Source organism: Mycobacterium sp. OAS707, assembly GCF_014873705.1.
Taxonomy (GTDB): domain Bacteria; phylum Actinomycetota; class Actinomycetes; order Mycobacteriales; family Mycobacteriaceae; genus Mycobacterium.
Window position 1 is genome coordinate 279,653 of sequence record NZ_JADBDS010000001.1, and the last position, 25,101, is coordinate 304,753.

General features: G+C 66.5%; 25 protein-coding genes. 9 read left to right on the forward strand and 16 right to left on the reverse strand.

Annotated features, from left to right (window positions below):
• Genes whiA through uvrC form a run of 4 tightly spaced genes read right to left on the reverse strand, consistent with a single transcriptional unit; the run spans position 1 to position 4,887 of the window.
• Entirely contained in the window at positions 1-978 is a 978-nt protein-coding gene (whiA, locus tag GGC64_RS01335) for a DNA-binding protein WhiA (RefSeq protein ID WP_192722350.1), read from the reverse strand.
• Positions 975-2,000, reverse strand: coding sequence for a uridine diphosphate-N-acetylglucosamine-binding protein YvcK (yvcK, locus tag GGC64_RS01340; protein WP_192720659.1), 1,026 nt, complete (start codon positions 1,998-2,000; stop codon positions 975-977). The genes whiA and yvcK overlap by 4 nt, the downstream gene beginning before the upstream one ends.
• Complete coding sequence (gene rapZ / locus GGC64_RS01345; RefSeq protein ID WP_192722351.1) at positions 1,997-2,896, reverse strand: RNase adapter RapZ; 900 nt, start codon at positions 2,894-2,896, stop codon at positions 1,997-1,999. The genes yvcK and rapZ overlap by 4 nt, the downstream gene beginning before the upstream one ends.
• Positions 2,897-2,904: 8 nt before the next feature.
• Complete coding sequence (gene uvrC, locus GGC64_RS01350) at positions 2,905-4,887, reverse strand: excinuclease ABC subunit UvrC (RefSeq protein ID WP_192720660.1); 1,983 nt, start codon at positions 4,885-4,887, stop codon at positions 2,905-2,907.
• Between the two features lie 53 nt (positions 4,888-4,940).
• Between uvrC and GGC64_RS01355 the strand changes: the two genes are divergently transcribed.
• Both GGC64_RS01355 and GGC64_RS01360 read left to right on the forward strand, forming a co-directional pair.
• The gene (locus GGC64_RS01355; protein ID WP_192720661.1) at positions 4,941-6,881 is read left to right on the forward strand and encodes a gamma-glutamyltransferase family protein; all 1,941 of its coding nucleotides are present in this window, start codon (positions 4,941-4,943) and stop codon (positions 6,879-6,881) included.
• Positions 6,878-7,354: a GNAT family N-acetyltransferase gene (locus GGC64_RS01360; protein ID WP_192720662.1), complete on the forward strand. Its 477-nt coding sequence runs from the start codon at positions 6,878-6,880 to the stop codon at positions 7,352-7,354. The genes GGC64_RS01355 and GGC64_RS01360 overlap by 4 nt, the downstream gene beginning before the upstream one ends.
• On the opposite strand, the gene GGC64_RS01365 is transcribed toward GGC64_RS01360, so the two are convergent.
• The 4 genes from GGC64_RS01365 to GGC64_RS01380 all read right to left on the reverse strand — a co-directional run bounded on the left by GGC64_RS01365 (position 7,341) and on the right by GGC64_RS01380 (position 11,428).
• Positions 7,341-7,793, reverse strand: coding sequence for a PH domain-containing protein (locus tag GGC64_RS01365; protein ID WP_192720663.1), 453 nt, complete (start codon positions 7,791-7,793; stop codon positions 7,341-7,343). The genes GGC64_RS01360 and GGC64_RS01365 overlap by 14 nt on opposite strands.
• Positions 7,790-8,266 (reverse strand): 6,7-dimethyl-8-ribityllumazine synthase, encoded by a 477-nt coding sequence (ribH, locus tag GGC64_RS01370; protein ID WP_192720664.1) that lies wholly within the window; start codon positions 8,264-8,266, stop codon positions 7,790-7,792. Before ribH ends, GGC64_RS01365 begins: the two co-directional genes overlap by 4 nt.
• A 28-nt stretch (positions 8,267-8,294) precedes the next feature.
• A complete protein-coding gene (locus GGC64_RS01375; protein ID WP_192720665.1) occupies positions 8,295-9,566 on the reverse strand; it encodes a bifunctional 3,4-dihydroxy-2-butanone-4-phosphate synthase/GTP cyclohydrolase II in 1,272 nt (423 codons plus the stop codon).
• A gap of 62 nt (positions 9,567-9,628) precedes the next feature.
• A complete protein-coding gene (locus GGC64_RS01380; RefSeq protein ID WP_192720666.1) occupies positions 9,629-11,428 on the reverse strand; it encodes an Ig-like domain-containing protein in 1,800 nt (599 codons plus the stop codon).
• Between the two features lie 73 nt (positions 11,429-11,501).
• Here GGC64_RS01380 and GGC64_RS01385 point away from each other — a divergent pair, with 73 nt between their 5' ends.
• Entirely contained in the window at positions 11,502-11,954 is a 453-nt protein-coding gene (locus tag GGC64_RS01385) for a hypothetical protein (protein ID WP_192720667.1), read from the forward strand.
• A 393-nt stretch (positions 11,955-12,347) separates the two neighbouring features.
• Here the strand turns inward: GGC64_RS01385 and GGC64_RS01390 are convergent, their stop codons facing one another.
• Complete coding sequence (locus GGC64_RS01390; protein WP_192722352.1) at positions 12,348-12,941, reverse strand: riboflavin synthase; 594 nt, start codon at positions 12,939-12,941, stop codon at positions 12,348-12,350.
• 109 nt (positions 12,942-13,050) lie between these two features.
• Between GGC64_RS01390 and GGC64_RS01395 the strand changes: the two genes are divergently transcribed.
• Positions 13,051-13,749 carry an LppX_LprAFG lipoprotein gene (locus tag GGC64_RS01395; protein ID WP_192720668.1) on the forward strand — a complete coding sequence of 233 codons (699 nt, stop codon included), beginning with the start codon at positions 13,051-13,053 and terminating at the stop codon, positions 13,747-13,749.
• Positions 13,749-15,314 (forward strand): MFS transporter, encoded by a 1,566-nt coding sequence (locus GGC64_RS01400; protein ID WP_192722353.1) that lies wholly within the window; start codon positions 13,749-13,751, stop codon positions 15,312-15,314. The genes GGC64_RS01395 and GGC64_RS01400 overlap by 1 nt, the downstream gene beginning before the upstream one ends.
• A 4-nt stretch (positions 15,315-15,318) precedes the next feature.
• On the opposite strand, the gene GGC64_RS01405 is transcribed toward GGC64_RS01400, so the two are convergent.
• Positions 15,319-15,471 carry a hypothetical protein gene (locus GGC64_RS01405; RefSeq protein WP_192720669.1) on the reverse strand — a complete coding sequence of 51 codons (153 nt, stop codon included), beginning with the start codon at positions 15,469-15,471 and terminating at the stop codon, positions 15,319-15,321.
• A gap of 148 nt (positions 15,472-15,619) precedes the next feature.
• Between GGC64_RS01405 and GGC64_RS01410 the strand changes: the two genes are divergently transcribed.
• Genes GGC64_RS01410 through GGC64_RS01425 form a run of 4 tightly spaced genes read left to right on the forward strand, consistent with a single transcriptional unit; the run spans position 15,620 to position 18,742 of the window.
• Positions 15,620-16,183 carry a type 1 glutamine amidotransferase domain-containing protein gene (locus GGC64_RS01410; RefSeq protein ID WP_192720670.1) on the forward strand — a complete coding sequence of 188 codons (564 nt, stop codon included), beginning with the start codon at positions 15,620-15,622 and terminating at the stop codon, positions 16,181-16,183.
• 46 nt (positions 16,184-16,229) lie between these two features.
• Positions 16,230-17,279 (forward strand): ABC transporter permease, encoded by a 1,050-nt coding sequence (locus GGC64_RS01415; RefSeq protein WP_192720671.1) that lies wholly within the window; start codon positions 16,230-16,232, stop codon positions 17,277-17,279.
• A gap of 3 nt (positions 17,280-17,282) precedes the next feature.
• Positions 17,283-18,275, forward strand: coding sequence for an ATP-binding cassette domain-containing protein (locus tag GGC64_RS01420; RefSeq protein ID WP_192720672.1), 993 nt, complete (start codon positions 17,283-17,285; stop codon positions 18,273-18,275).
• 32 nt (positions 18,276-18,307) lie between these two features.
• Positions 18,308-18,742, forward strand: coding sequence for an ester cyclase (locus tag GGC64_RS01425; RefSeq protein ID WP_370581932.1), 435 nt, complete (start codon positions 18,308-18,310; stop codon positions 18,740-18,742).
• On the opposite strand, the gene ribD is transcribed toward GGC64_RS01425, so the two are convergent.
• The 6 genes from ribD to GGC64_RS01455 are packed head-to-tail and all read right to left on the reverse strand — an operon-like array spanning position 18,723 to position 25,073.
• Positions 18,723-19,724: a bifunctional diaminohydroxyphosphoribosylaminopyrimidine deaminase/5-amino-6-(5-phosphoribosylamino)uracil reductase RibD gene (gene ribD / locus GGC64_RS01430; protein WP_192720674.1), complete on the reverse strand. Its 1,002-nt coding sequence runs from the start codon at positions 19,722-19,724 to the stop codon at positions 18,723-18,725. The two genes, GGC64_RS01425 and ribD, sit on opposite strands and share 20 nt — an antisense overlap.
• Positions 19,721-20,398: a ribulose-phosphate 3-epimerase gene (rpe, locus tag GGC64_RS01435; protein WP_192720675.1), complete on the reverse strand. Its 678-nt coding sequence runs from the start codon at positions 20,396-20,398 to the stop codon at positions 19,721-19,723. The genes ribD and rpe overlap by 4 nt, the downstream gene beginning before the upstream one ends.
• Before the next feature lie 5 nt (positions 20,399-20,403).
• The gene (locus tag GGC64_RS01440; RefSeq protein WP_192720676.1) at positions 20,404-21,774 is read right to left on the reverse strand and encodes an RsmB/NOP family class I SAM-dependent RNA methyltransferase; all 1,371 of its coding nucleotides are present in this window, start codon (positions 21,772-21,774) and stop codon (positions 20,404-20,406) included.
• On the reverse strand, positions 21,771-22,700 hold the full coding sequence (fmt, locus tag GGC64_RS01445) for a methionyl-tRNA formyltransferase (protein ID WP_192720677.1): 930 nt from the start codon (positions 22,698-22,700) through the stop codon (positions 21,771-21,773). The genes GGC64_RS01440 and fmt overlap by 4 nt, the downstream gene beginning before the upstream one ends.
• A 31-nt stretch (positions 22,701-22,731) precedes the next feature.
• On the reverse strand, positions 22,732-23,268 hold the full coding sequence (locus GGC64_RS01450; protein WP_192720678.1) for a LemA family protein: 537 nt from the start codon (positions 23,266-23,268) through the stop codon (positions 22,732-22,734).
• Complete coding sequence (locus GGC64_RS01455; protein WP_192722354.1) at positions 23,262-25,073, reverse strand: DUF2207 domain-containing protein; 1,812 nt, start codon at positions 25,071-25,073, stop codon at positions 23,262-23,264. Before GGC64_RS01455 ends, GGC64_RS01450 begins: the two co-directional genes overlap by 7 nt.
• Positions 25,074-25,101 lie beyond the last annotated feature (28 nt).

The following is a 25,101-nucleotide window of genomic DNA, read 5'->3' on the forward strand; positions in this document are numbered from 1 at the left end:
CTAGGCGTCCTCAAGCAGATCAGGCGTGACGGCAGACTCGGTATCGGGAATGCCGTCTTGCTTGGCCTTGCGGTCGGCCATCGACAGCAACCGTCGAATCCGGCCCGCCACAGCATCTTTCGTCATCGGTGGGTCAGCAAGTCGACCGAGCTCCTCCAGCGACGCTTGCCTGTGCTCGACGCGCAACTTCCCTGCGGCGGCCAGATGATCAGGCACGGTGTCGCCGAGGATCTCCAGCGCCCGCTCCACCCTTGCCGCTGCGGCCACCGCCGCCCGTGCCGAACGCCGCAGGTTGGCGTCATCGAAGTTGGCCAGCCGATTCGCGGTCGCCCGTACCTCGCGGCGCATCCGACGCTCTTCCCAGGTCAACCGGGTGTCCTGGGCGCCCATCCGCGTCAACAACGCGCCGATGGCCTCGCCATCGCGCACCACCACCCGGTCGCTGCCCCGTACCTCGCGCGCCTTGGCGCTCACGCCAAGCCGCCGCGCCGCACCGACCAATGCCAGCGCCGCCTCCGGCCCGGGACAGCTGACCTCCAGCGCCGACGACCGGCCCGGCTCGGTCAGTGATCCGTGCGCCAAAAACGCTCCGCGCCAAGCAGCTTCGGCGTCGGCGACACTACCGCCAACCACCTGGGCCGGCAGCCCTCGCACCGGCCGGCCGCGCAGATCCAGTAGACCTGTCTGCCTCGCCAGCGCTTCCCCATCTTTGGCCACCCGCACCACATAGCGCGTGCTCTTGCGAATGCCGCTGGCCGACAGCACGTGCACCACCGCGCTATATCCGTACAGGTCGTAGATGTCCTTACGCAGTCGCCTGGCGATGATCCCCAGGTCGACCTCCGCCTCGACCACCACGCGTCCGGACACGATGTGCAGGCCGCCCGCAAAGCGCAGCAAGGACGCCACCTCGGCACGGCGGGCGCTGACGGAGTTCACCACCAGCCGGCTCAGTTCGTCCTTGACCTCGGCCGTCATCGCCACGGGTCGTCACCTCTCGGTCCGTTCACTGTCGGTGCGGGCACGGTCGGCTCCTGGATGTTCGGGGTCGGAGCCATCCCGCGAACACGCACACCCTCCAGAGCCGCGGCCAACCTCGCCGGGTCATGTAAAGGTGTACCAGGTCTGGACACCTCAGCAAACTCAACTTCGGCATTGAGGATGGTGGCGGTCCGACGCAACTGCTCACGCTCGCGTTCGCTGGGCACCCGGCTGGAGTCGACGATGATGTCGTGTATCGAGAACCCCGGCGCGTGCTGGGCAAGCACATGGATGTGCCGCTCCACCGAGAAGCCTGCGGTTTCGCCCGGCTCGGCGACCAGGTTCACCACCAGAGCCCGCCGGGCGGTCGTGGCCTGCAGCGCCGCTGCCAGTTGCGGCACCAGCACGTGTGGAATGACGCTGGTGAACCAGGAGCCGGGACCCAACACCACCAGATCGGCGGACATGATCGCGTCAACCGCCTGCCGGGTGGCAGGTGGATCCGCAGGCTGCAGCCGCACCCGTCGCACCTGACCGACGGTGGTGGCGATCGCCACCTGCCCGCGGATCACCCGAAACATTCGCGGATCCGACTCGAGCCCCGAAACGTCCGCCTCGATGCTCAGTCCCATCGGGCACATCGGCAACACCCGGCCCTTGACGCCAAGGACGCGGCCCAGTTCGTCGAGCGCCGCCACCGGATCGGCCAATACCTCGTTGAGGCCCGCCAGCATCAGATTGCCGATCGGGTGGCCGGCCAGTGCGCCGTTGCCGCCGAACCGGTGCTGAATGATGGTCGCCCACAGCCGGCCATGCGGACTGTCAGATGCCAACGCCGCCAACGCCATCCGCAGATCACCCGGTGGCACCACATCGAGCTCGCTGCGTAACCGGCCCGATGATCCGCCGTCGTCGGCGACGGTGACGACAGCTGTCACATGCGGGGTGAGCCGACGTGCGGCGGACAGCGTGGCGTAAAGCCCGTGCCCGCCACCGAGTGCGACGATGCGGGGGCTCATTCGCGGCCCAGATCCCGGTGCAGCACCCGCACCGTGAGCTCATCGTCCTGCAGTCGCGACGCCAGCGCCTCGGCCATCGCGACACTGCGGTGCTTGCCGCCGGTGCAGCCGATGGCAACGGTCATGTAGCGCTTCCCTTCCCGGCGATAGCCTTCGATCACGACGTCCAGCAGCTGATGGTAGGTATCCAGGAACTCCGCGGCCCCCGGCTGCCCGAGCACGTAATCCCGCACCGCGGGGTGTTGGCCGGTGTGTGGCCGCAGTTCGTCCACCCAGTGCGGGTTCGGCAGGAACCGGACGTCCATCACCGTGTCGGCGTCCATCGGCAGCCCGTATTTATACCCGAACGATTCGACGGTCACGCTCGTCTGGGCGATGGTCTCGCCACCGAACGCGCGCTCAATGCTCTCGCGCAACGCGGGCACCGACAACTTCGACGTATCGATCACCAAATCTGCCACGGCGCGCAGCGGCGCGAGCATCTGCCGTTCCGCTGCGATGCCTTCGGCCAGAGTTTGATTGCCCTGCAACGGATGACTGCGCCGGTTCTGTTCGTATCGGCGGACCAGAATGTCGTCGGAAGCCTCCAGAAACAGCACCCTCGGCGTGATGCCCCGGGTGGCCAGATCGTTGCGCACCCAGTCCAGATCGCCGGTGAATCCGCGCGAGCGCACATCCATCACGACCGCCAACTGGGTGATGCGCGACCCCGCCGCCAGTCCGAGTTCGACCATCTGGGCGATCAGCTCCGGCGGCAGGTTGTCCGCGACGTACCAGCCGAGGTCCTCCAGCACCTTTGCGGCGGTGCCACGCCCTGCCCCCGACAACCCGGTGACCAGCACGACATCGATGTCCGATTCGGTGTCGCCGGCGCTGTCGCGCAGTTCCTCGTGCATATGCTCCGTCATCCCGATGCCCTGGTCTGATCATTGCCGATGACCGGAGCGGGCGCTTCGGAATCGGTCGGCGCGCCGAGGGCCTCCAGCACCGCCTTCGCCGTTGCCGCGCCGATCCCCGGCACCGCGGTGATCTCCTCGACGCTGGCCTGCTTGAGCCGGGCCACCGAGCCGAAGTGCGTGACCAAGGCCTTACGTCGGTGCTCCCCCAACCCCCGCACCGAGTCCAGCGCCGAGGCCGTCATCCGCTTCGAGCGCTTGCTGCGGTGATAGGCGATCGCAAACCGGTGTGCTTCGTCACGCACCCGCTGCAGCAGATACAGCCCCTCGCTGTTGCGCGGCATGATGACGGGGTCCGGCTCCGAGGGCACCCACACCTCTTCCAGCCGCTTCGCCAGCCCGATCACCGCGACGTCCGTGATGCCAAGATCATCGAGCACCGCCTGCGCCGCGTTGACCTGCGGCGCGCCGCCGTCCACAACATACAAGTTGGGCGGATACGCGAACTTGCGCGATTTCCCTTCCGCGGCAAGCTCAGTCGGGTGCTGCGTATCGTGCAGATGCCGATAGAACCGCCGACGCGTCACCTCCGCGATCGACGCCACGTCATCGGAACGACCCTCTCCGGCAGCCTCGCGGATCGCGTAGTGCCGGTAGTCCGATTTGCGCGGCAGCCCGTCCTCGAACACCACGAGCGAAGCCACCACGTCGGTGCCCATCACGTGGCTGATGTCGACGCATTCGATGCGCAGCGGCGCCTCAGCCAACCCGAGCGCATCCTGGATGCTTTGCAGCGCAGCCGTTCTCGCGGTGAAGTCACCCGCGCGCTTGAGCTTGTGCTGGTTCAGCGCATCCTGCGCGTTGCGCTTGACGGTTTCGGCGAGGGCCCGCTTGTCGCCGCGCTGCGCCACCCGCAGCGAGACGCGCGACCCGCGCAGTTGCGACAGCCAGGTGGCCAACTCCTCGGAGTTGTCGGGAAGGCACGGCACCAACACCTGGCGCGGCACCGGGTTCAGCGACTCGTCGGCAGCGCCGTCCAGTTCGGCCTGATCGCCGTAGAACTGCGTCAAGAACTGCTCGACAAGTTGACTCTGGTCGGATCCCCCTGGCTCGCCGGACTTTTCCACGATCCACCCACGCTGGCCCCTGACGCGTCCGCCGCGGACATGGAACACCTGTACGGCCGCCTCGAGATCGTCGTCGGCGAATGCGACGACGTCGGCGTCGGTGCCGTCGCCGAACACCACGGCCTGCTTTTCCAACGCGCGCTTCAGCGCGGAGATGTTGTCCCGCAACCGGGCAGCGCGCTCGAAGTCGAGTTCGGCGGCGGCCTGGTTCATCTGATGTTCCATGTCGCGGGCAAGGCGGTCGGTCTTGCCCGCGAGGAAATCGCAGAAGTCGTTGACGATCTGGCGATGCTCGTCAGCGCTGACCCGCTCGACGCATGGTGCCGAGCACTTGTCGATGTAACCGAGCAAACACGGCCGTCCGATTTGCCTGTGCCGCTTGAAAACTCCCGCAGAACAGGTACGGGCGGGAAATACCCGGGTGAGCAGATCAAGCGTCTCCCGAATGGCCCAGGCATGGGAATACGGCCCGAAGTATCGAACGCCTTTACGTCTTGCCCCCCGGTACACCATCAGCCGCGGATACTCTTCGTTCAGCGTGACAGCCAGCACCGGATACGACTTGTCATCGCGATAGCGGATGTTGAACCGCGGATCGAACTCCTTGATCCAGTTGTATTCCAGCTGCAGCGCCTCGACTTCGGTGGTCACGACCGTCCACTCGACGCTGCCCGCGGCCATCACCATCTGCCGGGTGCGCGGTGCCAGACCCGCGATGTCGGCGAAATAGGAGTTCAGCCGGCTGCGCAGGCTCTTGGCTTTGCCCACGTAGATCACCCGGCCGTGCGGATCCCGGAACCGGTAAACGCCCGGCTCGACGGGGATCGACCCGGCGGCAGGCCGGTATGTCGCTGGATCGGGCACGGATTCCAGGTTACTGCCGTCGCCGCACGGCTCAGATCAACTACCGTCGTGTGATGCGGATCCTGGCACCGCTCGCAGCTCTGATCTTGGTTCTGGCCGGATGTGCCGCCGAGGAGACCACACCACCGGCCACCCAGGCCGGCCCCTGCTCGATCGTCGCGAACGGGACACCGGCCCCCAAGACCTCCGCGGCGCCGGCCTCAGGTTCGGCCACCACCTCCAAGAACATCTCGACCAATCCCGAGGTCGCCACCGGCTACCGCAAAGACATGACGGCGGTCCGGACGGCCCACTATGCCGTCGCCACCGCCAACCCGCTGGCCACGCGGGCCGCCTGCGAGGTGCTCAAAAATGGCGGGACCGCCGCCGACGCACTCGTCACCGCGCAGGCGGTGCTAGGGCTGGTCGAGCCGCAGTCCTCCGGCATCGGTGGCGGCGGCTTCCTGCTGTACTACGACGCCGCCTCCGGTTCGGTGCAGGCCTACGACGGCCGCGAAACGGCGCCGATGGCCGCCACCGAGAATTACCTGCGCTGGATCTCCGATGCCGACCGCACCGAGCCCAAACCCAATGCCCGCGCCTCGGGACGGTCCATTGGAGTGCCCGGCATTCTTCGGCTGCTGCAGACCGTCCACACCGAGCACGGCAAGACCCCATGGCGCGACCTGTTCAGTCCCGCGGTGTCGATGGCAGACGACGGCTTCGACATCAGCCCGCGGCTCGCCGCCGCGATCGCCGACTCCGCACCGCAGCTGAAGGTGGATCCCAATGCGTCGGCCTACTTCCTCAACCCCGACGGCAGCCCGAAGGCGTCGGGCTTGAAGCTCACCAACCCGGCGTACTCAAAGACGTTGGGCGTCATCGCATCCGATCCGGAAGCCTTCTACACCGGTGACCTCGCACGGGCCATCGTGGCCGCGGCGGGCGACACCAGCGGCGGCCGTACCCCAAGCCTGATGACGCTCGACGATCTGTCCCGCTACACCGCCAGGAAACGCGAGGCCCTCTGTACGGCCTACCGCGGCAAAGAGATCTGCGGCATGCCGCCCCCGTCCTCGGGCGGCATCGCGGTGGCGGCGACACTGGGCATGCTCGAACATTTCCCGATGGCCGATCACAAGCCCACCGACGTCGACCTCAACGGTGGCAAGCCAACAGTGATGGGTGTGCACCTGATCTCCGAAGCCGAACGGCTGGCCTACGCCGACCGCGACAAATACGTTGCCGACACCGATTTCGTGGCGCTGCCCGGTGGCTCACCGAACACACTTCTTGGCAGTGACTACCTCGCAGGCCGCGCCGCGCTGATTTCCGAACAGCACACCATGGGCACCGCGAAGCCCGGTGAATTCGGTCCACCGACACCGCCCGCCCCGCCGACACCCGAACACGGCACCAGCCAGATCAGCATCGTCGACGCCCAAGGCAACGCGGCGTCGATGACCACCACGGTGGAATCGGCGTTCGGCTCGTTCCACATGGTGGACGGGTTCATCCTCAACAATCAACTCACCGACTTCTCGGCCGAGCCGGCCAAGGACGGGGTGCCGGTGGCCAACCGCGTCGAGCCAGGAAAGCGACCACGCAGCTCGATGGCGCCCACGCTCGTGTTCAACCTGACCGATCCAGGCCAGTCGAAGCGGACCCTTTATGCGGTGACGGGGTCCCCTGGAGGTTCCGTCATCATTCAGTTCGTCGTGAAAACCCTTGTCGGAATGATTGATTGGGGCCTGGATCCGCAGCAGGCGGTGTCGGCGGTGGACTTCGGTGCGGCGAACTCACCGAAGACCAATGTCGGCGGTGAACATCCGGCGATCAACACGGCCGACAACGGTGACCATGACCCGTTGGTAATTGGTTTGCGTAAGCTCGGGCACCAGGTCGACATCGCCGATCAATCCAGCGGGCTGTCGGCGATCGTCCGCGACGGCGGAGGCTGGAGCGGTGGTGCAGACCCGCGTCGCGAAGGCCTCGTCATGGGCGACACTCCGTGACCGCAGTAGTGGCCCGTGTCGCCAGACTGACGGAGTCGGACTGGCGAGTCTTCGCCGCAGTTCGATTGCGCGCGTTGGCCGATTCGCTCGGCGAAGACGACCCCCAATATCAACAGGAAGCGGCGTTCACCGCCGCGAAGTGGCGCCGCCGACTGCGTGATCATGCTCAGCTCGCGGTGCTGATCGACGACCGGCCCGTTGGCCTGATCGGCGCGCAGCTGGAGAACGCCGAAACGGTCTATCTGTATTCGCTGTGGCTCGACCCGGCCGCCCGCGGCCGGGGTTTGGCGCGCCCGCTCGTCGCCGCCGCGGTGCAGTGGGCCCGCCAGCGCCGCGCCCGCACCGTCACCCTGCGGGTAGCAGCCGACAATGCCGTGGCTCGCGCCGTGTACGAGAGTCTTGGCTTCGCGCTGAATCCAGCCGAAAGCCCAAGCGAGCGCGGCGAAGTGGCGATGACCCTCAGTGTGAGTTGATGTCTGGCCGGTAGCGCACCAGCAGACCTCGCACGCGATCCATCGCGTCGACCGCGCGGTCTTTGTCGACAGCCTGGATCGCCATCACCGGAATGTACTCGTCGTCGGGCAGGTCCACCCGCGCCCACCGTGCCCCACGCGGAAACGACACGTCCACGACATCCGACCACGGGATCAGCTTGTAACCGAACAGGTTTCGCACCGCAATACCGGCGGGCCCGGCCCGAAGCCGCGGCCGGGCGAACAACAGAACGGCACCCGCGATGACAGCACCGAGGAGTGCGATGGCCACCTGGTCGGCGGTTTGAAAGATCACGCCGGTCGACGAAATCTTCAGCAGCGCACCGACGGCGATGTGAGCGGCCAGGATCAGCGCGGCCGCGCCGTAGGCGAAGTAGGGCGTCAGATGCGGCCGCACCTCGATTTCCCAGTCGCTCATGACCTCAGATCGCGCAACGTCATCGCGGTCGACAACGCCGCAGCGGCGGCCTGCGCGCCCTTGTCCTCGGCCGAATCCGGCAGTCCCGCCCGATCCAGCGCCTGCTGCTCGGTGTTCGTCGTCAGCACGCCGTTGGCCACCGGTGTGGAAGCGTCCAGCGACACGCGTGTCAATCCTTGGGTGACAGCGTCGCACACATAGTCGAAATGCGGTGTCTCGCCGCGAATCACCACACCGAGCGCCACGACCGCGTCGTGGGTTGCGGCCAGAGCCTGCGCCACGACCGGGATCTCGATCGCGCCGAGCACGCGGACGATCGTCGGGTTGTGAACGCCCGCGTCCGCTGCCACCTTTCGCGCGCCCTCGAGCAGTGCGTCGCAGATCTTCTCGTGCCACGTGCTGGCGACGATGCCCAGCGTCACACCCCTCGCGTCCAGATCCGGTAGATCAGGAACGCCAGCGCCACCGCTCAATTCACAGCTCCACTGCTCACTTCGGCGCTCACAGCGCGCCGCCGAATTCGCCAGGCACCGCTTCGTCGTAGTCGTCGAGGCCGACCAGATCGTGACCCATCCGGTCGCGCTTGGTCATCAGATAACGGATGTTCTCCGCGTTCGCCCGCACCGGTAGCGGCACGCGCTCGATGATGTGCAGCCCGTAACCGTCGAGGCCGACCCGCTTGGCGGGGTTGTTGGTCAGCAGTCGCATCGACCGCACACCGAGATCCACCAGGATCTGCGCGCCGATACCGTAATCGCGCGCGTCGGCGGGCAGGCCGAGTTTGAGGTTCGCGTCGACGGTGTCGTCGCCCGCGTCCTGCAGCTGATACGCCTGCAGCTTGTGCATCAACCCGATGCCGCGCCCTTCGTGACCGCGCATGTACAGCACGACACCACGACCCTCGCGGGCGACCATGGCCAGCGCGGCGTCCAGTTGCGGACCGCAATCGCAGCGCCTGGAACCGAACACGTCGCCGGTGAGGCACTCCGAGTGCACCCGCACCAACACGTCGTGCCCGTCACCGTGGGGCCCTGCGATGTCGCCACGGACCAGCGCCACATGCTCGACGTCTTCGTAGATACTGGTGTAGCCGACCGCGCGGAACTCACCGTGCCGGGTCGGGATGCGCGCCTCGGCGATGCGCTCGATGTGCTTCTCGTGCTTGCGCCGCCACTCGATCAGGTCGGCGATCGAGATCAGCGCAAGTTCGTGCTCGTCGGCGAAAACACGCAGCTCATCGGTCTGCGCCATGGCGCCTTCGTCCTTCTGGCTGACGATTTCACAGATCGCACCTGCCGGCTGCAAACCAGCGAGACGGGCGAGGTCGACGGCGGCCTCGGTGTGGCCGGGACGGCGCAACACGCCACCGTCCTTCGCGCGCAGTGGCACCACATGCCCCGGCTTGGTGAAATCCTCAGCGACGCTTGACGGATCGGCGAGCAGACGCATGGTGGTAGCTCGATCAGAAGCCGAAATACCCGTTCCCACACCGTTTTTCGCATCGACCGTGACGGTGTATGCGGTACCGTGCTTGTCCTGGTTGACCGCGTACATCGGAAGCAGTCCAAGACGGTCGCAAACCTCACCGTCCAGTGGCACACAGAGGTAACCCGACGTGTAACGGACCATGAACGCGACAAGCTCGGGCGTGGCCTTCTCGGCGGCGAAGATGAGGTCGCCCTCGTTCTCGCGATCCTCGTCGTCGATGACGACGACCGCCTTACCCGCGGCGATATCGGCAACCGCTCGCTCGACGGTGTCCAGCCTCGTCATCACATCAGTATGAACCACGCCGGCTGGATAGTTATTGCCACTCCCCTGACCTGGGCATTGACCTAGATGGTCAGGGTGATCGGCACGTTGCCTCCATGCCCGTCGGACATGGTCACGACGAAGGTCTTACCGCTCTCCGTCCCCAGGCTGACGAGCGTGACGGTGTTGCCCAAGACCACCGGCACATTCACCAAGCCTCCCGACGGCAGGGACGTGACGGCCAGCGTCAGCGTGTCGCTGTCGGCATCGGCCATGCCGTTGACGGTCCACGTCTTGGTCAGGTTCAGCAGACCGCTGCTGGACTTGCTCACACTCGTGTACGTCGGGTTGGTGTTCTGCGGTGTGACGTCGACCGTCTGCGTGAACGTCTTCACCCCGCCATAGCCGTCGCTGACGTTGATCGTGACAGTGTCCTGCTTGGTGGCCGTGCTCGCGCCGTCGGCGGCCGCGGCGTGGCGCGCCGTCAACGTCGGGGTGTAGGTGAAGTTGGCGCCGGTGAAGGTCACGGTGCCCTTACCCGCTGTTCCGCTGTAGGCCAGCGTGTCGTTGTCGGCGTCGGTCACCGACACCGCGCCCGTGATCACGCCGTTCGAGCCCGGGCTGTTGAAGGTGGCGGTTCCGGTCGGGACCGCATTGGTTGCGCTGATCGTAACCTGAACTGTCGCAACGGTAATCGACCTGCCGTTGGCATCGGTGCCCTTGATGGTGAACGAGTCGGTCTTGTCGGCGTCGGTGGCAGTCAGCTTCGCCGCGGCATGCCGCGCTGCGTCGGTGGGCGTGTAGATGAAGCCGCCAGTGGATGTGACGAACACGCTGCCTTTGGAGGAAGGGCCGGTGCCGACGCTGTAGGTCAGCAAGCCGTTGTCGCCTGCCGGGACGTTCAGGCTGCCGCTGTACGCGCCGGTCGTCGGGTTGGTGCTGGTTCCGGTTACCGCGATACCGAGGTCGGCCCCCACTGAAACGGTCGTCTGCACCGAACCGCCCGGGTGACCGTCGTCGACGGTGACCACGAACGTGTCCGTGTGCGTCGGGATGCCCAGCACGTTGCCCGACACGGCGGGCACGTAAGTCCAGTCGCCGGTGGTCTGGTTGAGGGTCACGATGCCGCCCAGGCTGGTGAACGCCGACGTGGCGGTGGCACCCGCGGAGTTGCCGTTCGCCAGGCTGAAGGTGCGCCCGGCGCCGGTGAGGTCGTCGAGGTCGACCACGGTGAAACCACCGCGCACCACGCCGATGGAGTCGCGCGGACCCTGAGTCGCAGTGGGCACCGGGGGCAGATCGATGCCGGTGCCGACATAGTTGATGTTGATTGTTTCCGCGGTGGTGTGGCCATTCGGGGCGTAGGGGTGATCGACCGCCCCGCCGCTGTCGTCGATGGTGACGGTGAAGCTGTCGGTGCCACCGTCGCGCGACAACAGCGTGTTCGGGGTGTAGACGTACGACGTGCCCACGAACGCGACCGTGCCCTTGGTCGGTGGTGTCGTCACCGTGTACGTCAGCGGGTCACCGTCGGGATCCGTTGCCGTTCCGATGTCACCGACGACGGTGCCCGTCGGCAATTGCAAAGGCGTGGAGGGGGTTCCCGCGACCGGAACGTGGTTGGTTGCGAGTTCGGTCAAGCGTTGGTACGCGGCGATCACCAGCATGTAGAGCGGAATCGCGATCGGGTTCGGAACCGGACCTGAGAGCGCCGTTTGCAGCGCCTTGCCCAAGACCACGAAAACGGCCAGCGCCACCTTGGTCGGCGAAACGCCGGGCACCGTGGGGTACGGCGGCAACGTGATGGTCGGCAGGGCGGGTGCCGTCGTCGTCGACGCGGTCGACATGGTCATCATCCGCGCGGCAGGCGCGATCGTCGCCACTTCGGTCTTCGCCTCGGCGTTTTGCGTTGTGGCGCTTAGCGGTTCGGCAGTCTCTGGCTTACCCTCGACAGGCTTGGCCGCGACGGTCTCCGCTGTCGGGGTGGCGGTCTGCTCGGTAGTGGTGGTGGATGACTTCTGCTTGCCCTCGGTCTCAGAGGTCTGCGTGGCGGGAGTCGTGGTGCTCGAACTGGTCTCGGTCGGCTTCGGCTTCTCCGTTGTCGGTTCGGTCGTGGACTGCGTCGACGTTCCAGATGATGACCCTTCGCCCGAGACGGTGGTCCCCGAACCGCCCGAGGCGCTGACCGATGAGGTCGGTCCGTCACCGGATGTTGTTGTCGTCGAACCGGAGGTCGTGCTACTGGACGTCGTCGTCGACGTTTCCGTACCTGTCGTGGTGGTTGTTGAAGTACCGGAAGTCGTTGTGCCCGAAGCGCTACCGGTCGTCGGGTCCGTCTTCGTTCCGGTGTCGGCATTCGCAGAAGGGTCCGGTTGGCCGTCGCCCGTGCTGGCGGATGCGACGCCATGACCCGTGGCGACCGCCATTCCCAGTCCGACGGCGAACGCTAACCCGCTGGCACGGTTGGCCCGACTCGGCCGTTTGGCATGCCTGCCACGCTTAGCTGACGCCATTGCGTGCTCCCGACTCCCCCGAGTGACGGTTCATGGGACCCCGGAAGCCGGGGCGGTGCTGCTAATTAACTGCGGCGAAACTTAACATGATCGTCAATATCTGGGCAAGCACATTTCGCAAACCATCCACGCGTGTCCGCGTTTTTGCATTTGGACGGGTATTCGGCGCTGAGCTGCATGAACCACAGTGCGGATCCTTGAACGCGGGAAGTTGCGGCAAAGCGACACCAAAATCGCAGCAGATAGTGTATTGGCGGCCAAAGTTGGTAGCCGCGGGTCAGATGGAGCGCTATTCCGTTCCCATGAGCCGCTCGACGTACTTCGCGATGATGTCGACTTCGAGGTTCACCCGAGTGCCGACCTCTGCCCTGCCCAGCGTCGTGAGACCCAGCGTCGTCGGGATCAACGACACCTCGAACCAGTCATGACCAAGAGCCGAAACCGTAAGGGAGACACCGTCGACGGTGATCGAACCCTTCTCGACGACATAGCGGGACAGCGCTGTCGGCAATGCGATCCGGACGACTTCCCAGTGTTCGGACGGCGTTCGCGCGATGACATGCCCGGTGCCGTCGACGTGTCCCTGCACGATGTGTCCGCCGAGGCGGCTGTTGACTGCGGCGGCGCGCTCCAAGTTCACCTGGCTGCCCACGCCCACGCCGCGCAGACTCGACCGGTTCAGCGTCTCGCCCATCACGTCGGCGCTGAACGCACCATCCGGCAGCACCTCGACCACGGTGAGGCAGACGCCGTTCACCGCGATCGAGTCCCCGTGTCCCGCATCGGAGGTGACGACGGGCCCGCGGATGACGAAGCGCGCCGAGTCACCAAGCTCTTCCTTGCCGACGACCTCGCCCAGCTCTTCGACGATTCCGGTGAACACGCCGACGAGCCTAGCGTCCCGCCGAAAGTCCAGTTCGGAAGCCACGATTGCATTTCGGCCGGCACCACGCGAAACGCGTACGGACAGGCGCACCCTCTACGATGCACTCATGCAGACGCGCCTCTTGGCCATCTTCGCCGCCTTTTTCGCCACCGTCGCCCTGATCGCGGGGTGCTCCTCGAAATCACAGGACTCGTCCAAGGAGCTCCCGGACGCCGCGACCCTGCTCAAGGAGTCCAGCGAGACCACCAAGGCCCAGTCGAGCGTCCACCTCAAGCTCAGCGTGCAGGGCGAGATCAAGGAACTGCCGATCGAGACCCTCGAAGGCGATCTGACGAACAAGCCAGCCGTCGCCGCCCAGGGGACCGCCAACATCATCTTCTTGGGCCAGCGCCTCGAGGGGGTCGACTTCGTGGTCGCCGACGGCAACCTGTTCGGCGCCATCACCAAGGGCAGCTTCCAGGACTTCGGACCTGCCGCCGACATCTACGACGTATCGGTGCTGCTGAACCCTGACGCCGGGCTGGGCAATGTGCTGGCCAACTTCTCCAACCCCAAGGCCGACGGCCGCGAGACCATCGCCGGCATCGACGCGGTCCGGATCACCGGGACCGTGAGCGCCGACGCCGTCAACAAGATCGCGCCCCAGATCGGCGCGACCGGACCCGTTCCCAGCACCGCGTGGATCCGCGAGGACGGCAACCATGAACTCGTGCAGGCGAAGCTCGAGCCGACACCGGGCAACAGCATCACGATGACATGCACCGACTGGGGCAAGTCGGTGACCGTCACCAAACCGACGGTCTGATGCGCTCCTCGCGCAGAGTCGCGATCAGCGCCGGCAGCCTCGCGGTGCTGCTAGGTGCCCTCGACACCTATGTCGTGGTCACGATCATGACCGACATCATGAAAGACGTCGGGATCGGGATCAACCAGATCCAGCGGGTCACCCCGATCGTCACCTGGTATCTGCTCGGCTATATCGCGGCCATGCCGCTGCTTGGCCGGGCCTCGGACCGGTTCGGCCGCAAGCTGGTGCTACAGGTGAGCCTCGCCGGGTTCGCGCTGGGCTCGGTCGTCACCGCGCTTTCGAGTGATCTTTTTCAGCTCATCATCGGGCGTGCCATCCAGGGCACCGCCAGCGGAGCGCTGCTGCCCGTCACGCTGGCGCTCGCCGCCGACCTCTGGTCCGCGCGCAACCGCGCTGCCGTGCTCGGCGGCATCGGTGCCGCCCAGGAGCTGGGCAGCGTGCTCGGACCGCTGTACGGCATCGCGGTGGTCTGGGCGCTGAACACCTGGCGCGACGTCTTCTGGATCAACGTGCCGCTGACCGCGGTCGCGATGGTGATGATCCACTTCAGCCTTCCGTCGCGGGAGAAGACCGACAAACCCGAGAAGGTCGACGTGATCGGCGGCATCCTGCTCGCGATCACGCTTGGCCTGGCCACTTGGGGCCTGTACAACCCCGCCCCCGACGGCAAGCAGGTGCTGCCGAGCTATGGCCTGCCGCTGCTCATCGGCGCCGCGATCGCCTGCGTGGCGTTCTTCGTGTGGGAGAAGTTCGCCCGCACCCGACTGATCGAGCCGGCCGGTGTGCACTTCCGGCCATTCCTCGCCGCGCTCGGCGCATCGCTGACCGCGGGCGCGGCGCTGATGGTCACGCTCGTCAACGTCGAACTGTTCGGCCAGGGCGTGCTCGGGCTCGACAAGAACGGGGCAGCCGCCCTCCTGGTCCGGTTCCTGATCGCATTGCCGATCGGCGCGCTGCTTGGCGGCTGGATCGCCACGAAGGTCGGCGACCGGATCGTGGCGTTCTTCGGCCTGATGATCGCGGCAGGCGGCTACTGGCTGATCTCCAAGTGGCCCGTCGACCTGCTTGCCGCGCGCCACGACCTCGGTTTCATCAGCCTGCCGACCCTCGACACCGACCTCGCGATCGCGGGCCTGGGCCTCGGCCTGGTGATCGGGCCGCTGACATCGGCGACGTTGCGCGTGGTGCCTGCCGCCCAGCACGGCATCGCCTCGGCGGCCGTCGTGGTGTCGCGGATGATCGGCATGCTGATCGGGATCGCCGCGCTGAGCGCGTGGGGGCTCTATCGCTTCAACCAGCACCTGGCGAGCCTGCCCGCCGGCACCGGCAACAACCTCGTCGAACGGCTCGCCGCGCAGGCCGCCCGAGTCCGCACCGCCTATGTCATGCAATACGGCGAGATCTTCGGCATCACGGCGCTCGTGTGTGTGATCGGTGCCCTGCTGGGCCTGCTGATCGCAGGCAGGCACGAGCACGCCGAGGAGATTGCGCCCCTGCCCGAGGCCGAGCAGACGCCTGTCGATGAAGAGGTTGCGAGGCGGGGCCGACACCGGCAGGACTAAGCGCTCAGCAGCGCTCGAGTCCGCGGCGCAGCAGCGCAGGCTCGTCGGTCTTTGCCGGCTCATCGGCGGTCAGGTTCCGCCAGGCGTCGCAGATGGCTGTCTTGAGGCCTCGCGGATCTACGGGTCGGGTACTGAGCCAGTCCTGCAGTGCAGTCACGCTCGTTTTCCTTTGTTAGTGCTCACCAGGCGGCAACTCTCGTCGGTGAAAGCGCTTTGGTACGAGTGTACCGACGGCAACGCCCTGATTGGTTGCTCGCCGCGCCGGGTACGCGTGCGATAGCCAACAATTTGAAGGGAGGAAATTCATGCCAAGTTCACTGAAAGGCAAGACTATTGCGTTCCTCGTCGCCCCCGAAGGAGTCGAACAGGTCGAGTTGACCGAGCCCTGGAGGGCCGTCGAGCAGGCAGGCGGCACACCCGAGTTGGTGTCGACGGAAGTCGGAAAGATCCAGGCGTTCAACCACCTGACCCCGGCCGACACGTTCGAGGCGGACAAAGCGGCCGATTCTGCCTCCGCGTCGGACTACGCCGCACTGGTGTTGCCCGGCGGAGTGGCCAATCCCGATTTCCTGCGCACCAACGACGCGGCTGTTGCGTTCGTGAAGAGTTTCTTCGACGCGGGCAAGCCGGTCGCGGTGATCTGCCACGGCCCCTGGACACTGATCGAGGCCGACGCTGTCCGCGGCCGGACCATGACGTCGTGGCCGAGTGTGGCGACCGACCTTCGCAACGCAGGCGCCAATTGGGTCGATGACGAAGTTGTCGAATGCTCGCGTGGGCCAAACACGTTGGTGTCGAGTCGCAAGCCCGACGACCTACCCGCGTTCTGCCGGACCCTGGTCGATGCGTTCGCCAAGGAGAAGTCATAACCCCAACTCCGCCCGCAATTGTTAAGGCGTCGGTAATCTCGCGGACATGCTGATCGCCGCGCTGCGCGACATGCAGTGGCGGAAACGGCGCTTCGTCATCGCAATCCTGTCCACATCCATCATCTTCGCGATGACGCTCGCGCTGACGGGGCTTGCGAACGGCTTTCGGGTGGAGGCTGAGAAGACTGTCGATGCGCTTGGCGTAGATCTCTTCCTCGTCAAGGCCGGCGCCTCCGGGCCCTTTGTCGGCGCAACGCCGTTCGCGCCGGTCGACCTGCAACGGATCGCAGCCACCCCCGGCGTGAGCGCGGCCGCTCCGCTTGCCTACGCCGGGGGTACGGCCACGCTGGGCGACACCACCCGCAACGTCGACATCTTCGGTGCACCGGAGAGCGGGCCAGGGATGCCTGCGGTTTCAGAAGGTCGGCCGCCGAGGACGCCCGATGAGGTGGTGGTGTCGACCACGCTCGGCCGCAACATTGGTGACGACGTCGAAATCGCTTCGCGCAGACTGCACATCGTCGGCCGCGTCGAGAACTCGACGGCGCTGGCGAACCTGCCGAATGTGTTCCTCACCACTCAGGGCGCGCAGCAGTTGGTGTACGGCGGTCAACCGCTCGTCGCCTCCATCGGCATCCGCGGAACACTCGCGCAGACACCCGCCGGTTATCGCGGAATCGATCGAGCGGGCGCGGTCGCCGATCTCCTTCGGCCGTTGAAGGTGGCTGTGAATTCGATCACGATCGTGGCGGTTCTGCTCTGGGTGGTGGCGGCGCTCGTGGTCGGATCGGTGATCTATCTGTCGGCGCTCGAACGCCTGCGAGACTTCGCAGTCTTCAAGGCGATTGGCGTTCCCACGCGGAGCATCGCGGCGGGTCTTGCGATGCAGTCGGTGATCGTGGCGTTGCTCGCCGCGCTCGTCGGCGCGGGATTATCGATGCTGCTGGGCCCGTTGTTCCCCATGCAAGTCATCGTGCCCGCTTATGCTTTCGTCGCGCTTCCATTGGTCGCCGTCGTCATCGGTCTGATCGCCAGCGCGACAGGACTGAGCCGCGCGGTGTCCGTTGATCCAGCGCTGGCGTTCGGGGGTCCTTGAGCCATGGGCGATCTCAGCATTCAGGACCTCGTGGTCGAGTACGCGAGCGGCGCCGATACCGTTCGCCCGATTGACGGTTTCAGCCTCGACGTTGCCGCCGGTTCGCTGGTGATCCTGTTGGGTCCCAGCGGTTGCGGCAAGACGACGCTGCTGTCCTGCCTCGGCGGCATACTCAAACCCACTGGCGGCGCCATCAAATTCGGCGACGTCGACGTCACCGCCCTCGACGCACGCGGACTGTCGACTTACCGTCGGGAAACAGTCGGCATCGTGTTTCAGGCCTTCAATCTCGTCCCGAGCCTCACCGCGCTGGAGAACGTGATGGTGCCGCTGCTGGCCTCGGGCATGTCGCGCCGCGCCTCGTTCAAGAAGGCCGAACAGCTGTTGTCCCGCGTCGGTCTGCAGGATCGGATGTCCCATCGTCCGGGCGACCTCAGCGGTGGGCAGCAGCAGCGCGTCGCAGTCGCGCGCGCGATCGCTCTCGATCCGCCGCTGATATTGGCCGACGAGCCCACCGCGCACCTGGATTTCATTCAGGTCGAGGAGATCCTGCGGCTGATTCGCGAGCTGGCGTCGGGCGATCGAATGGTCGTCGTCGCAACGCACGACAGCCGGATTCTGCCGCTGGCCGACCGTGTCGTCGAACTCGTGCCAGACTTCGCGTCCACCGACCGGCCCCCCGAGACCGTGGAGTTGGAGGCAGGCGAGGTCTTGTTCGAGCAGGGCACGATGGGCGAGCTGATCTACATCGTCTCCGATGGCGATCTTGAGATTGTGCGCGAATTGCCCAGTGGCGCAACAGAAATTTTGAAGGTCGTCAAACGCGGTGATTACTTCGGTGAGATCGGCCCGGTGTTTCATCTACCACGCAACGCAACGGCGCGGGCTTGCACCGACGCCACGGTGGTCGGCTATACCGTACGCGCCTTCCGTGAGCGTCTCGGCGTCGGTGGGGTGCGCGATCTGATCGAGCACCGCCCGCTGGAGGTGGACTGAACCAATCGGGAGGTAGCCCCGTTGGGATGGTTGTGCAAACCACGAATGAGTCACTTGCCGAAGGCGTGATCAGCGCGATGAACTCCAGGCAGCTGGAGCGAATCCGTGACCTGGTCACCGACGATTTCGTCGACCACGGCTCCCCCGTCTCCCTTCCGCCAGGACCCGACGGCTACATCGCGATCCTGACGTTCGTCACGGCCGTGCTACAGGTCCGCTACGAGGTGCACGACGTCGTCTCCGCCGGTGACACCATCGCGATCCGTGCGACCGCCCATGGCGTCAATGCGGTTTCGCCACCCGGCGTCGACGTCACAGGGCGACCGTTCGCGATGAAGACCGCGCACTTCTTCCGCACTCGCGACGGCCGGCTGTGCGAGCACTGGGGAATCCGCGACGAGCTCGACGTCCTTTACCAGGTCGGTGCGCTGGCTCCGCCCGCGATCGCTATGCCGGCACCAGGCTGAGCAGCAGGTCGGGCCCGATCGGCTCGATGCCGTCGAAGCGCCACCGCTGCGCGTGCGCGATCGAGAGCACGCCGACGTCATCGACCGCGGTGATGGGTCCGCCCAACAGAATTGGCGCCACATACGCCAGGATCCGGTCGATTGCCCCGGCCCGCAGAAACGCTCCCGCCAATGTCGGTCCGCCCTCGAGGATCACATCGGTGCGATCCGATAGGGCCTTGATCACCTCGTGTGGATCATGGGTGCGGATCACCATGGTGCGCGAGTCATCGTTGAGAACCCGTGCCTCGGAGGATATTTCGCGCTCACCGACGACGACGCGAAGGGGCTGGCGCTCGGCCAGCGTGCCATCGGGCAACCGGGCGGTCAGCGTGGGGTCGTCGACGAACACCGTTCCGGTTCCGACGATGATGGCGTCGGCGGTCGCCCGACGGCGATGCACGTCGGCCCTGGCGGCGTCGCTGGTGATCCACTGACTGGTGCCGTCGGCGGCCGCGCTGCGACCGTCGACGCTGGTGGCGTATTTCCATGTGATGTGCGGAAGTCCGGTGCGTTGTTTGTGCAGCCATTCGCGTAGCGGCCCGCCCGCGACGACATCGGTCAATACGCCGGCTTCGACTTTGATGCCGGATGCGGCGAGCCGCGTCGCACCACCCGCGGCTTCTGGATTCGGGTCAGCGACCGCATAAGCGACGCGCGAAATACCGGCGGCGACAAGGGCATCCACACATGGCGGCGTCCTGCCGTAGTGGTTGCACGGTTCGAGCGTCACGATTGCGGTGCCGCCGACGGCGCGCTCCCCCGCCCTGCGCAACGCCACGACTTCGGCGTGCGGACCGCCGGGCGGTTCCGTCGCGCCCGCTCCTGCGATCTCCCCGTCGCGGTCCAAAATGACCGCCCCCACAGGGGGATTCGGGTATGTGGTGCCCTTGACCCGGTCGGCGTGCTCGACAGCCAACCGCATCGCGGCGTCGAGGTTCATAACGTCAAATGCTTGGATGCCGAGGCGGCCTGTCGGCGCAGCGATTCCACTGCGGCGGCCGGATCCTCGGCGCTGTAAACCGCCGACCCCGCGACGAAGCAGTCCACACCGGCCAGCGCCGCCTCTTCGATGGTGTCGGCGTTGATGCCCCCGTCGATCTCCACCACGATCGTCAGCTCGCCGGCGTCGACGAGCCTGCGCACAGTGCCGACCTTCGGCAGCACCTCCGGGATGAACTTCTGCCCGCCGAAGCCGGGCTCCACGGACATGATCAGCAGCGTGTCGAAGTGCGGCAGGATCTCCAGGTACGGTTCGATCGGCGTGCCTGGCTTGACCGAGAGCCCCGCTTTGGCGCCTGCCGCCCGGATGTCGCGGGCCACCCCGATCGGATTGTCAGTGGCCTCGGCGTGGAAGGTCACGTTGTACGCGCCTGCCTCGGCGTAGGGCGGGGCCCACTTGTCGGGGTTGTCGATCATCAGATGGCAGTCCATCGGGATGTCGGTTCTCTTGAGCAACGCCTCGACGACCGGCAGCCCGATGGTGAGGTTGGGCACGAAGTGGTTGTCCATCACATCGACGTGCAGCCAATCGGCGCCGGTCACCGCCGCGGCTTCGGCACCGAGTTCGGCGAAGTCGGCCGCCAGGATCGACGGCGCGATCAGGGGTTCTGCCATGGCGCTCACCCTACTAAGAGGGCGGCGGCGAACATCGCATCGGTGCCGTGCCGGTGCGGCCAGAGCTGCACGTAGGGCCCGTCACCCAGATCGTCGACCGGGTCGAACAGCGGCCGGGTGTCCAACGCGGTGACCGGGTGGCGGCGCAGCGCATCGGCGACGATGCCGACTGTCTCGGACAGATGCGGCGAACACGTGGCGTACAGCACGACCCCGCCCGGTCGGGTCAGCCGGATCGCCGAGGCCAGCAGTTCGCGCTGCAGCTTGGCCAGCGTCGGCACGTCCGTGGGCTGGCGCCGCCAGCGGGCCTCGGGTCTGCGCCGCAGTGCGCCGAGCCCGGTGCATGGCGCGTCGACGAGCACCCGGTCGAATCCCGGCTCGAGCCCGGGCTCGCGGCCGTCCACGCGCAGCACCTCGACCGGAAGGCCGCGGGTGTTCTCCTCGACCATCTCGGCACGCCTGGCAGCAGGTTCGATCGCGGTCACCCGGGCACCGCGGGCCAAGGCGGCCAGCAGCGCGGTCTTGCCGCCAGGGCCTGAGCACAAATCCAGCCACCGGCCACTGTCCGGACCTTCCACAGAGGCGAGGGTCAGTGCCCGGGCCACCAGTTGGCTGCCTTCGTCCTGCACCAGCGCGGCGCCGTCACGAACCGGATCCAGCCGACCGGGATCACCGCCGGACAAGTAGACGGCGTACGGCGAGTAGCGGCCGACCGTACCGTCGACCTGATCGGCGAGTTCCTCAGCGGTCAACACCCCGGGCCGTGCGGCCAGATGCACGGCAGGGCGGGCGTCGTCACTGGCCAGAAGCGCATCCAGCTGCCCCGCGTCGGCGCCGAGCGCGTCGGCGAAGGCCTGCGCAACCCAGCGCGGATGGGCGTGTACGAATGCGAGGTGCCCGACGGGATCGCTGCCGGCAGCCGGGGCCAGCTCCGCCAACCACGACTGCTCGTCGCGGCGCGCGATGGTGCGTAGCACGCCATTGACGAAACCTGCTCGCGCCGAATCGAATTCGATACCCGCCTGTTCGACGGTGGTCGAAACAGCCGCATGCTGTTCCACCCGCGTACGCAACAGTTGGTACGCGCCGAGCCGCAACAGGTCCAGCAGCACAGGGTCGATGTTCTCCGGCGGTCGCTCAGCGGCCTTGCCGATGACCGCGTCGAGCAGGCCGCGGGTGCGGCAGGTGCCGTAGGCGAGTTCGGTGGCGAACGCGGCGTCGCGGCCGGTGATGCCGCGCTCGCGCAGCATCGCGGGAAGCGCGAGGTTCGCGTAGGCGTCGCGCTCTGACACCGCGCGCAGCACGTCGAACGCCGCACGACGGGCCGGATCGAGCGGTTTACGCCGGGGCCGATGTTTGTTGGGCGGTCTGGTCATTCGGCGTGTGCGGTTTCGTCAAGGCGTGCTCCGCGCGCCCAGTCGGCTGCCTTCATCGGCTTCTTGCCGGGCGGTTGAATCTGGCCGAGGAGGACCGGGTGTGACCCGGTGCCGATGTGGACACCCTTGCGTTCGATGCGAATCGCACCGGGCGGCAGGCTGTTTGACGACTCGTCGACGGTAACGGGTCCCACCTTGACGCGCAGGTCGCCGATCATGGTCCAGGCGCCGGGGTTCGGCGTGACGGCCCGGATGCGGCGATCGACCGCATGCGCGGGCAGGTCCCACCGCACCCGCGCGTCCTCGACGGTGACCTTCGGTGCGATGGTGACGCCATCGGCAGGCTGCGGTACCGCGGTGAGCGAGCCGTCGGCGATGCCGTCGAGAGTGGTCTCCAGCAGGGCTGCACCCGAAATCGACAGCCGCTCAAGCAGATCGCCCGCGGTGTCGGCGGGCCGGATGGTCTCGGTAACGACGCCGTACACCGGGCCGGAGTCCAGGGCGAGTTCGATCTGAAACGTGGTCGCACCGGTCACGGCATCACCGGCGGCGATCGCGGCCTGTACCGGTGCGGCGCCGCGCCATGCGGGCAACAGCGAGAAATGCAGGTTGATCCAGCCGTTGGCCGGCACCGCGAGCAGCCGCTCCGACAGCAGCGCGCCATAGGCGACGACTGCGCACGCGTCCGGCGCCAGCTCCGTCAGCTCGGCGATGAATTCCTCGGAGTTGGGACGCGACGGCCTCAGCACCGGGATGTCGTGTTCGACTGCCATCTGTGCCACCGGGGACGGCGACGGCTTGCCGTGCCGCCCCTTCGCGGCGTCGGGACGGGTCAACACCGCGATGACGTCGTGGCGCGGCGAATCGATCAGCCGTCGCAGCGACGGCAGCGCGGGTTCGGGGGTCCCTGCGAAGACGATGCGCACCGCGCCAGTGTAGGGACGCCTTCTTCGGGCTCTAGCGAGGAGTCTGGTAGTACTCCCGCTCCGACACCCCGGTCATCGGCGCGACGAACATCCACGGGATGGTGCTGATCAGTCGGTTCAGCGTCGCCGCGGCATCGTTGTAGTACTGCCGCGCAAAGGCCAGCTTGTTCTCGGTGTCGGCGAGGTTGTCCTGCAGATTCAGGAAGTTGTTCGACGAGTTCAGCTGCGGGTAGCTCTGACCGAGCGCCAGCACTGGCGCCAGTGCGCTGTCGAGTTCCTTCTCGGCAGCACTGCGCTGCGCGACCGATTTTCCGGTCGTGGCAGACGTCAATGCCGCGCGCGCGTTGGCGACGTGGTCGAGGATGCCCTTCTCGTGGGCGGCGAAGGTCTGCACGGTGTGCACCAGGCTGGGGATCAGCGACGCACGTCGCGTCAGCTCCACGTCGATGCCAGACAGCGCTTCGGCGACGCGAATGTCGGCGCTGCGAATCTTGTTGTAGCCCATCACGAAACCGATCAGCACCAACACCGCCAGCACCAACACCAAGATGAGCAGAAACCTCACCATGAGCCGCCTCCTCCTCCGCCACCGCCGCCGCCACCGCCGCCGCTGAAGCCGCCGCTACTGCTACCGGAGGAGGACGACGACGACTGCGACGCGGTGTAGGCGCCGATCGACGACGATAACGCCGACTCAAAGCTGTCGAAACTAGGACCGCTGGAGCCGTGGCTGAAGCCCCACGAGGTCGATGACGACGAGTTGTACCAATCCGGTTGTGGCGCAGGCGCTCCCACCGTTGTTTCATACTTCTTCGCCCACAGCGCCGCGACGCCTGCGGCGACTGCGAACGGGACGTATGCGCTGTAGAGGTCTTTGCGGGCCCCGAAGTCGAACCGCGCCTCAGCGGAGTCGGTCGACAGCATACGGTGGAATCCCCCTGCCTGCGACCACAATTGGCGACCGCTTTCGGTGCGGCGAGTGCCGACGCCATCGGCCCACGCCCCAACCGAGAGCAGGAAGAACGCCGCGAACGGCAGCGCCCACATGGTGGTCGGGAAGCCCCACCGGAAGAAGCCGCAGATCATGAGCAGAAAGGCAACCGCGTTGGCGGTGCGGACCCACATCTCCTTCTTGCGTTTGACCATCAATTCGTTCTTGAATGCCCACTTCTCGACGGCCTTGGCCATGTCGGTCTTGGCCTTGTTGAGTTTCTGGCCGGCCTTCACGGTCTTCCTGGCCTCGAACTCCTTGCCTGCCGTCATCACATCGAGTGCCGAACCGACCGCGACACTGACGGGATCCACGTCGGCCCACGCCCCGTGCACTGCCGTCCCGCGGATGTTCCACTGCTTGTCGTTGACCTGTCGCAGGTCGATCAGACGTCGCTCGGCAAGGTAGAACAGCGTGGCGGTGAGCCCGTTCTTCGGCACGCTCTCGGTGCGGATGTACTCGGTCTGCACCGGCCCAAGGCCCGGCGGTGGCGCGTACTGCAACGGGAATCCTGGCGGCGGTTCGACGATGGTGCGGTACCACAGAACCGCGCCGAGGCCGAAAGCCACTGTCAGGCCTGCGATCCAGATGACGCCGGACCAGGACTGGCCCAGGATGCGGTCCCAGGTGTACGGCCACGGCAGGCTGGTTCGCGGTGGCGTCGGCACGTCGACACCGGCGCGCACGGTGACGGGCGTGCGCGGCGCCAGGCCGGTGGCCGTCAACCTGACCGTGTTGCCGTCGACGGAAAGCCCGTCGCACTTTCTGCCGACACCGAAGCCGACCGAGCACTGGGCGAGGCCGACCTCGCCCGGCAGGGTCACCGTGACGTCGACGTTGTCGATCTGGTTGTTCCACGAGGGCGCGATCACGTTCCAGAAGAACACCGAAGGCGACCTCGGCGGGGCACCGACGCCTCGGGCGAATGTCTTGTCGGCGCCGGTGCTGCCGGGGTCGAGCACTCCGGGGATCCGGTAGCGGATCTCATAGGTGTGGGTGCCGTAGCTCAGGTATTTGTCGGCATCGCCGATCTTGGCCACCAGGAAGCGCTCCCCGCCCTCCCACAGCATTTGATATGACGCGGGCTCACCGTCGACCAGGATCGAGGTGATCTCGGGCTTCTGCCGCACGCGTGGGCTGTTCTGGTTGGCGACGTCCCAGTACCGGAAGATGCCGTGCCGCCCGCCGGGGAATTCAGCGGTGATGGTCTCGACGGCGTCGAGTTCGCCGTCGCCGTTCACGACGTAATCGGCCTGGTAATTGCTGAAGACCACCGGATCGGAAACGTCCGATGCGTCGGAACCGCCGCGGATGACGAGGGGCCACAGCAGGCCAAAAGTGATGAGCGCCAACGGGATCAGCCACTTGAACAGCCGCCCCATGACCACCTCCTGACCGGCGCGAGTCACC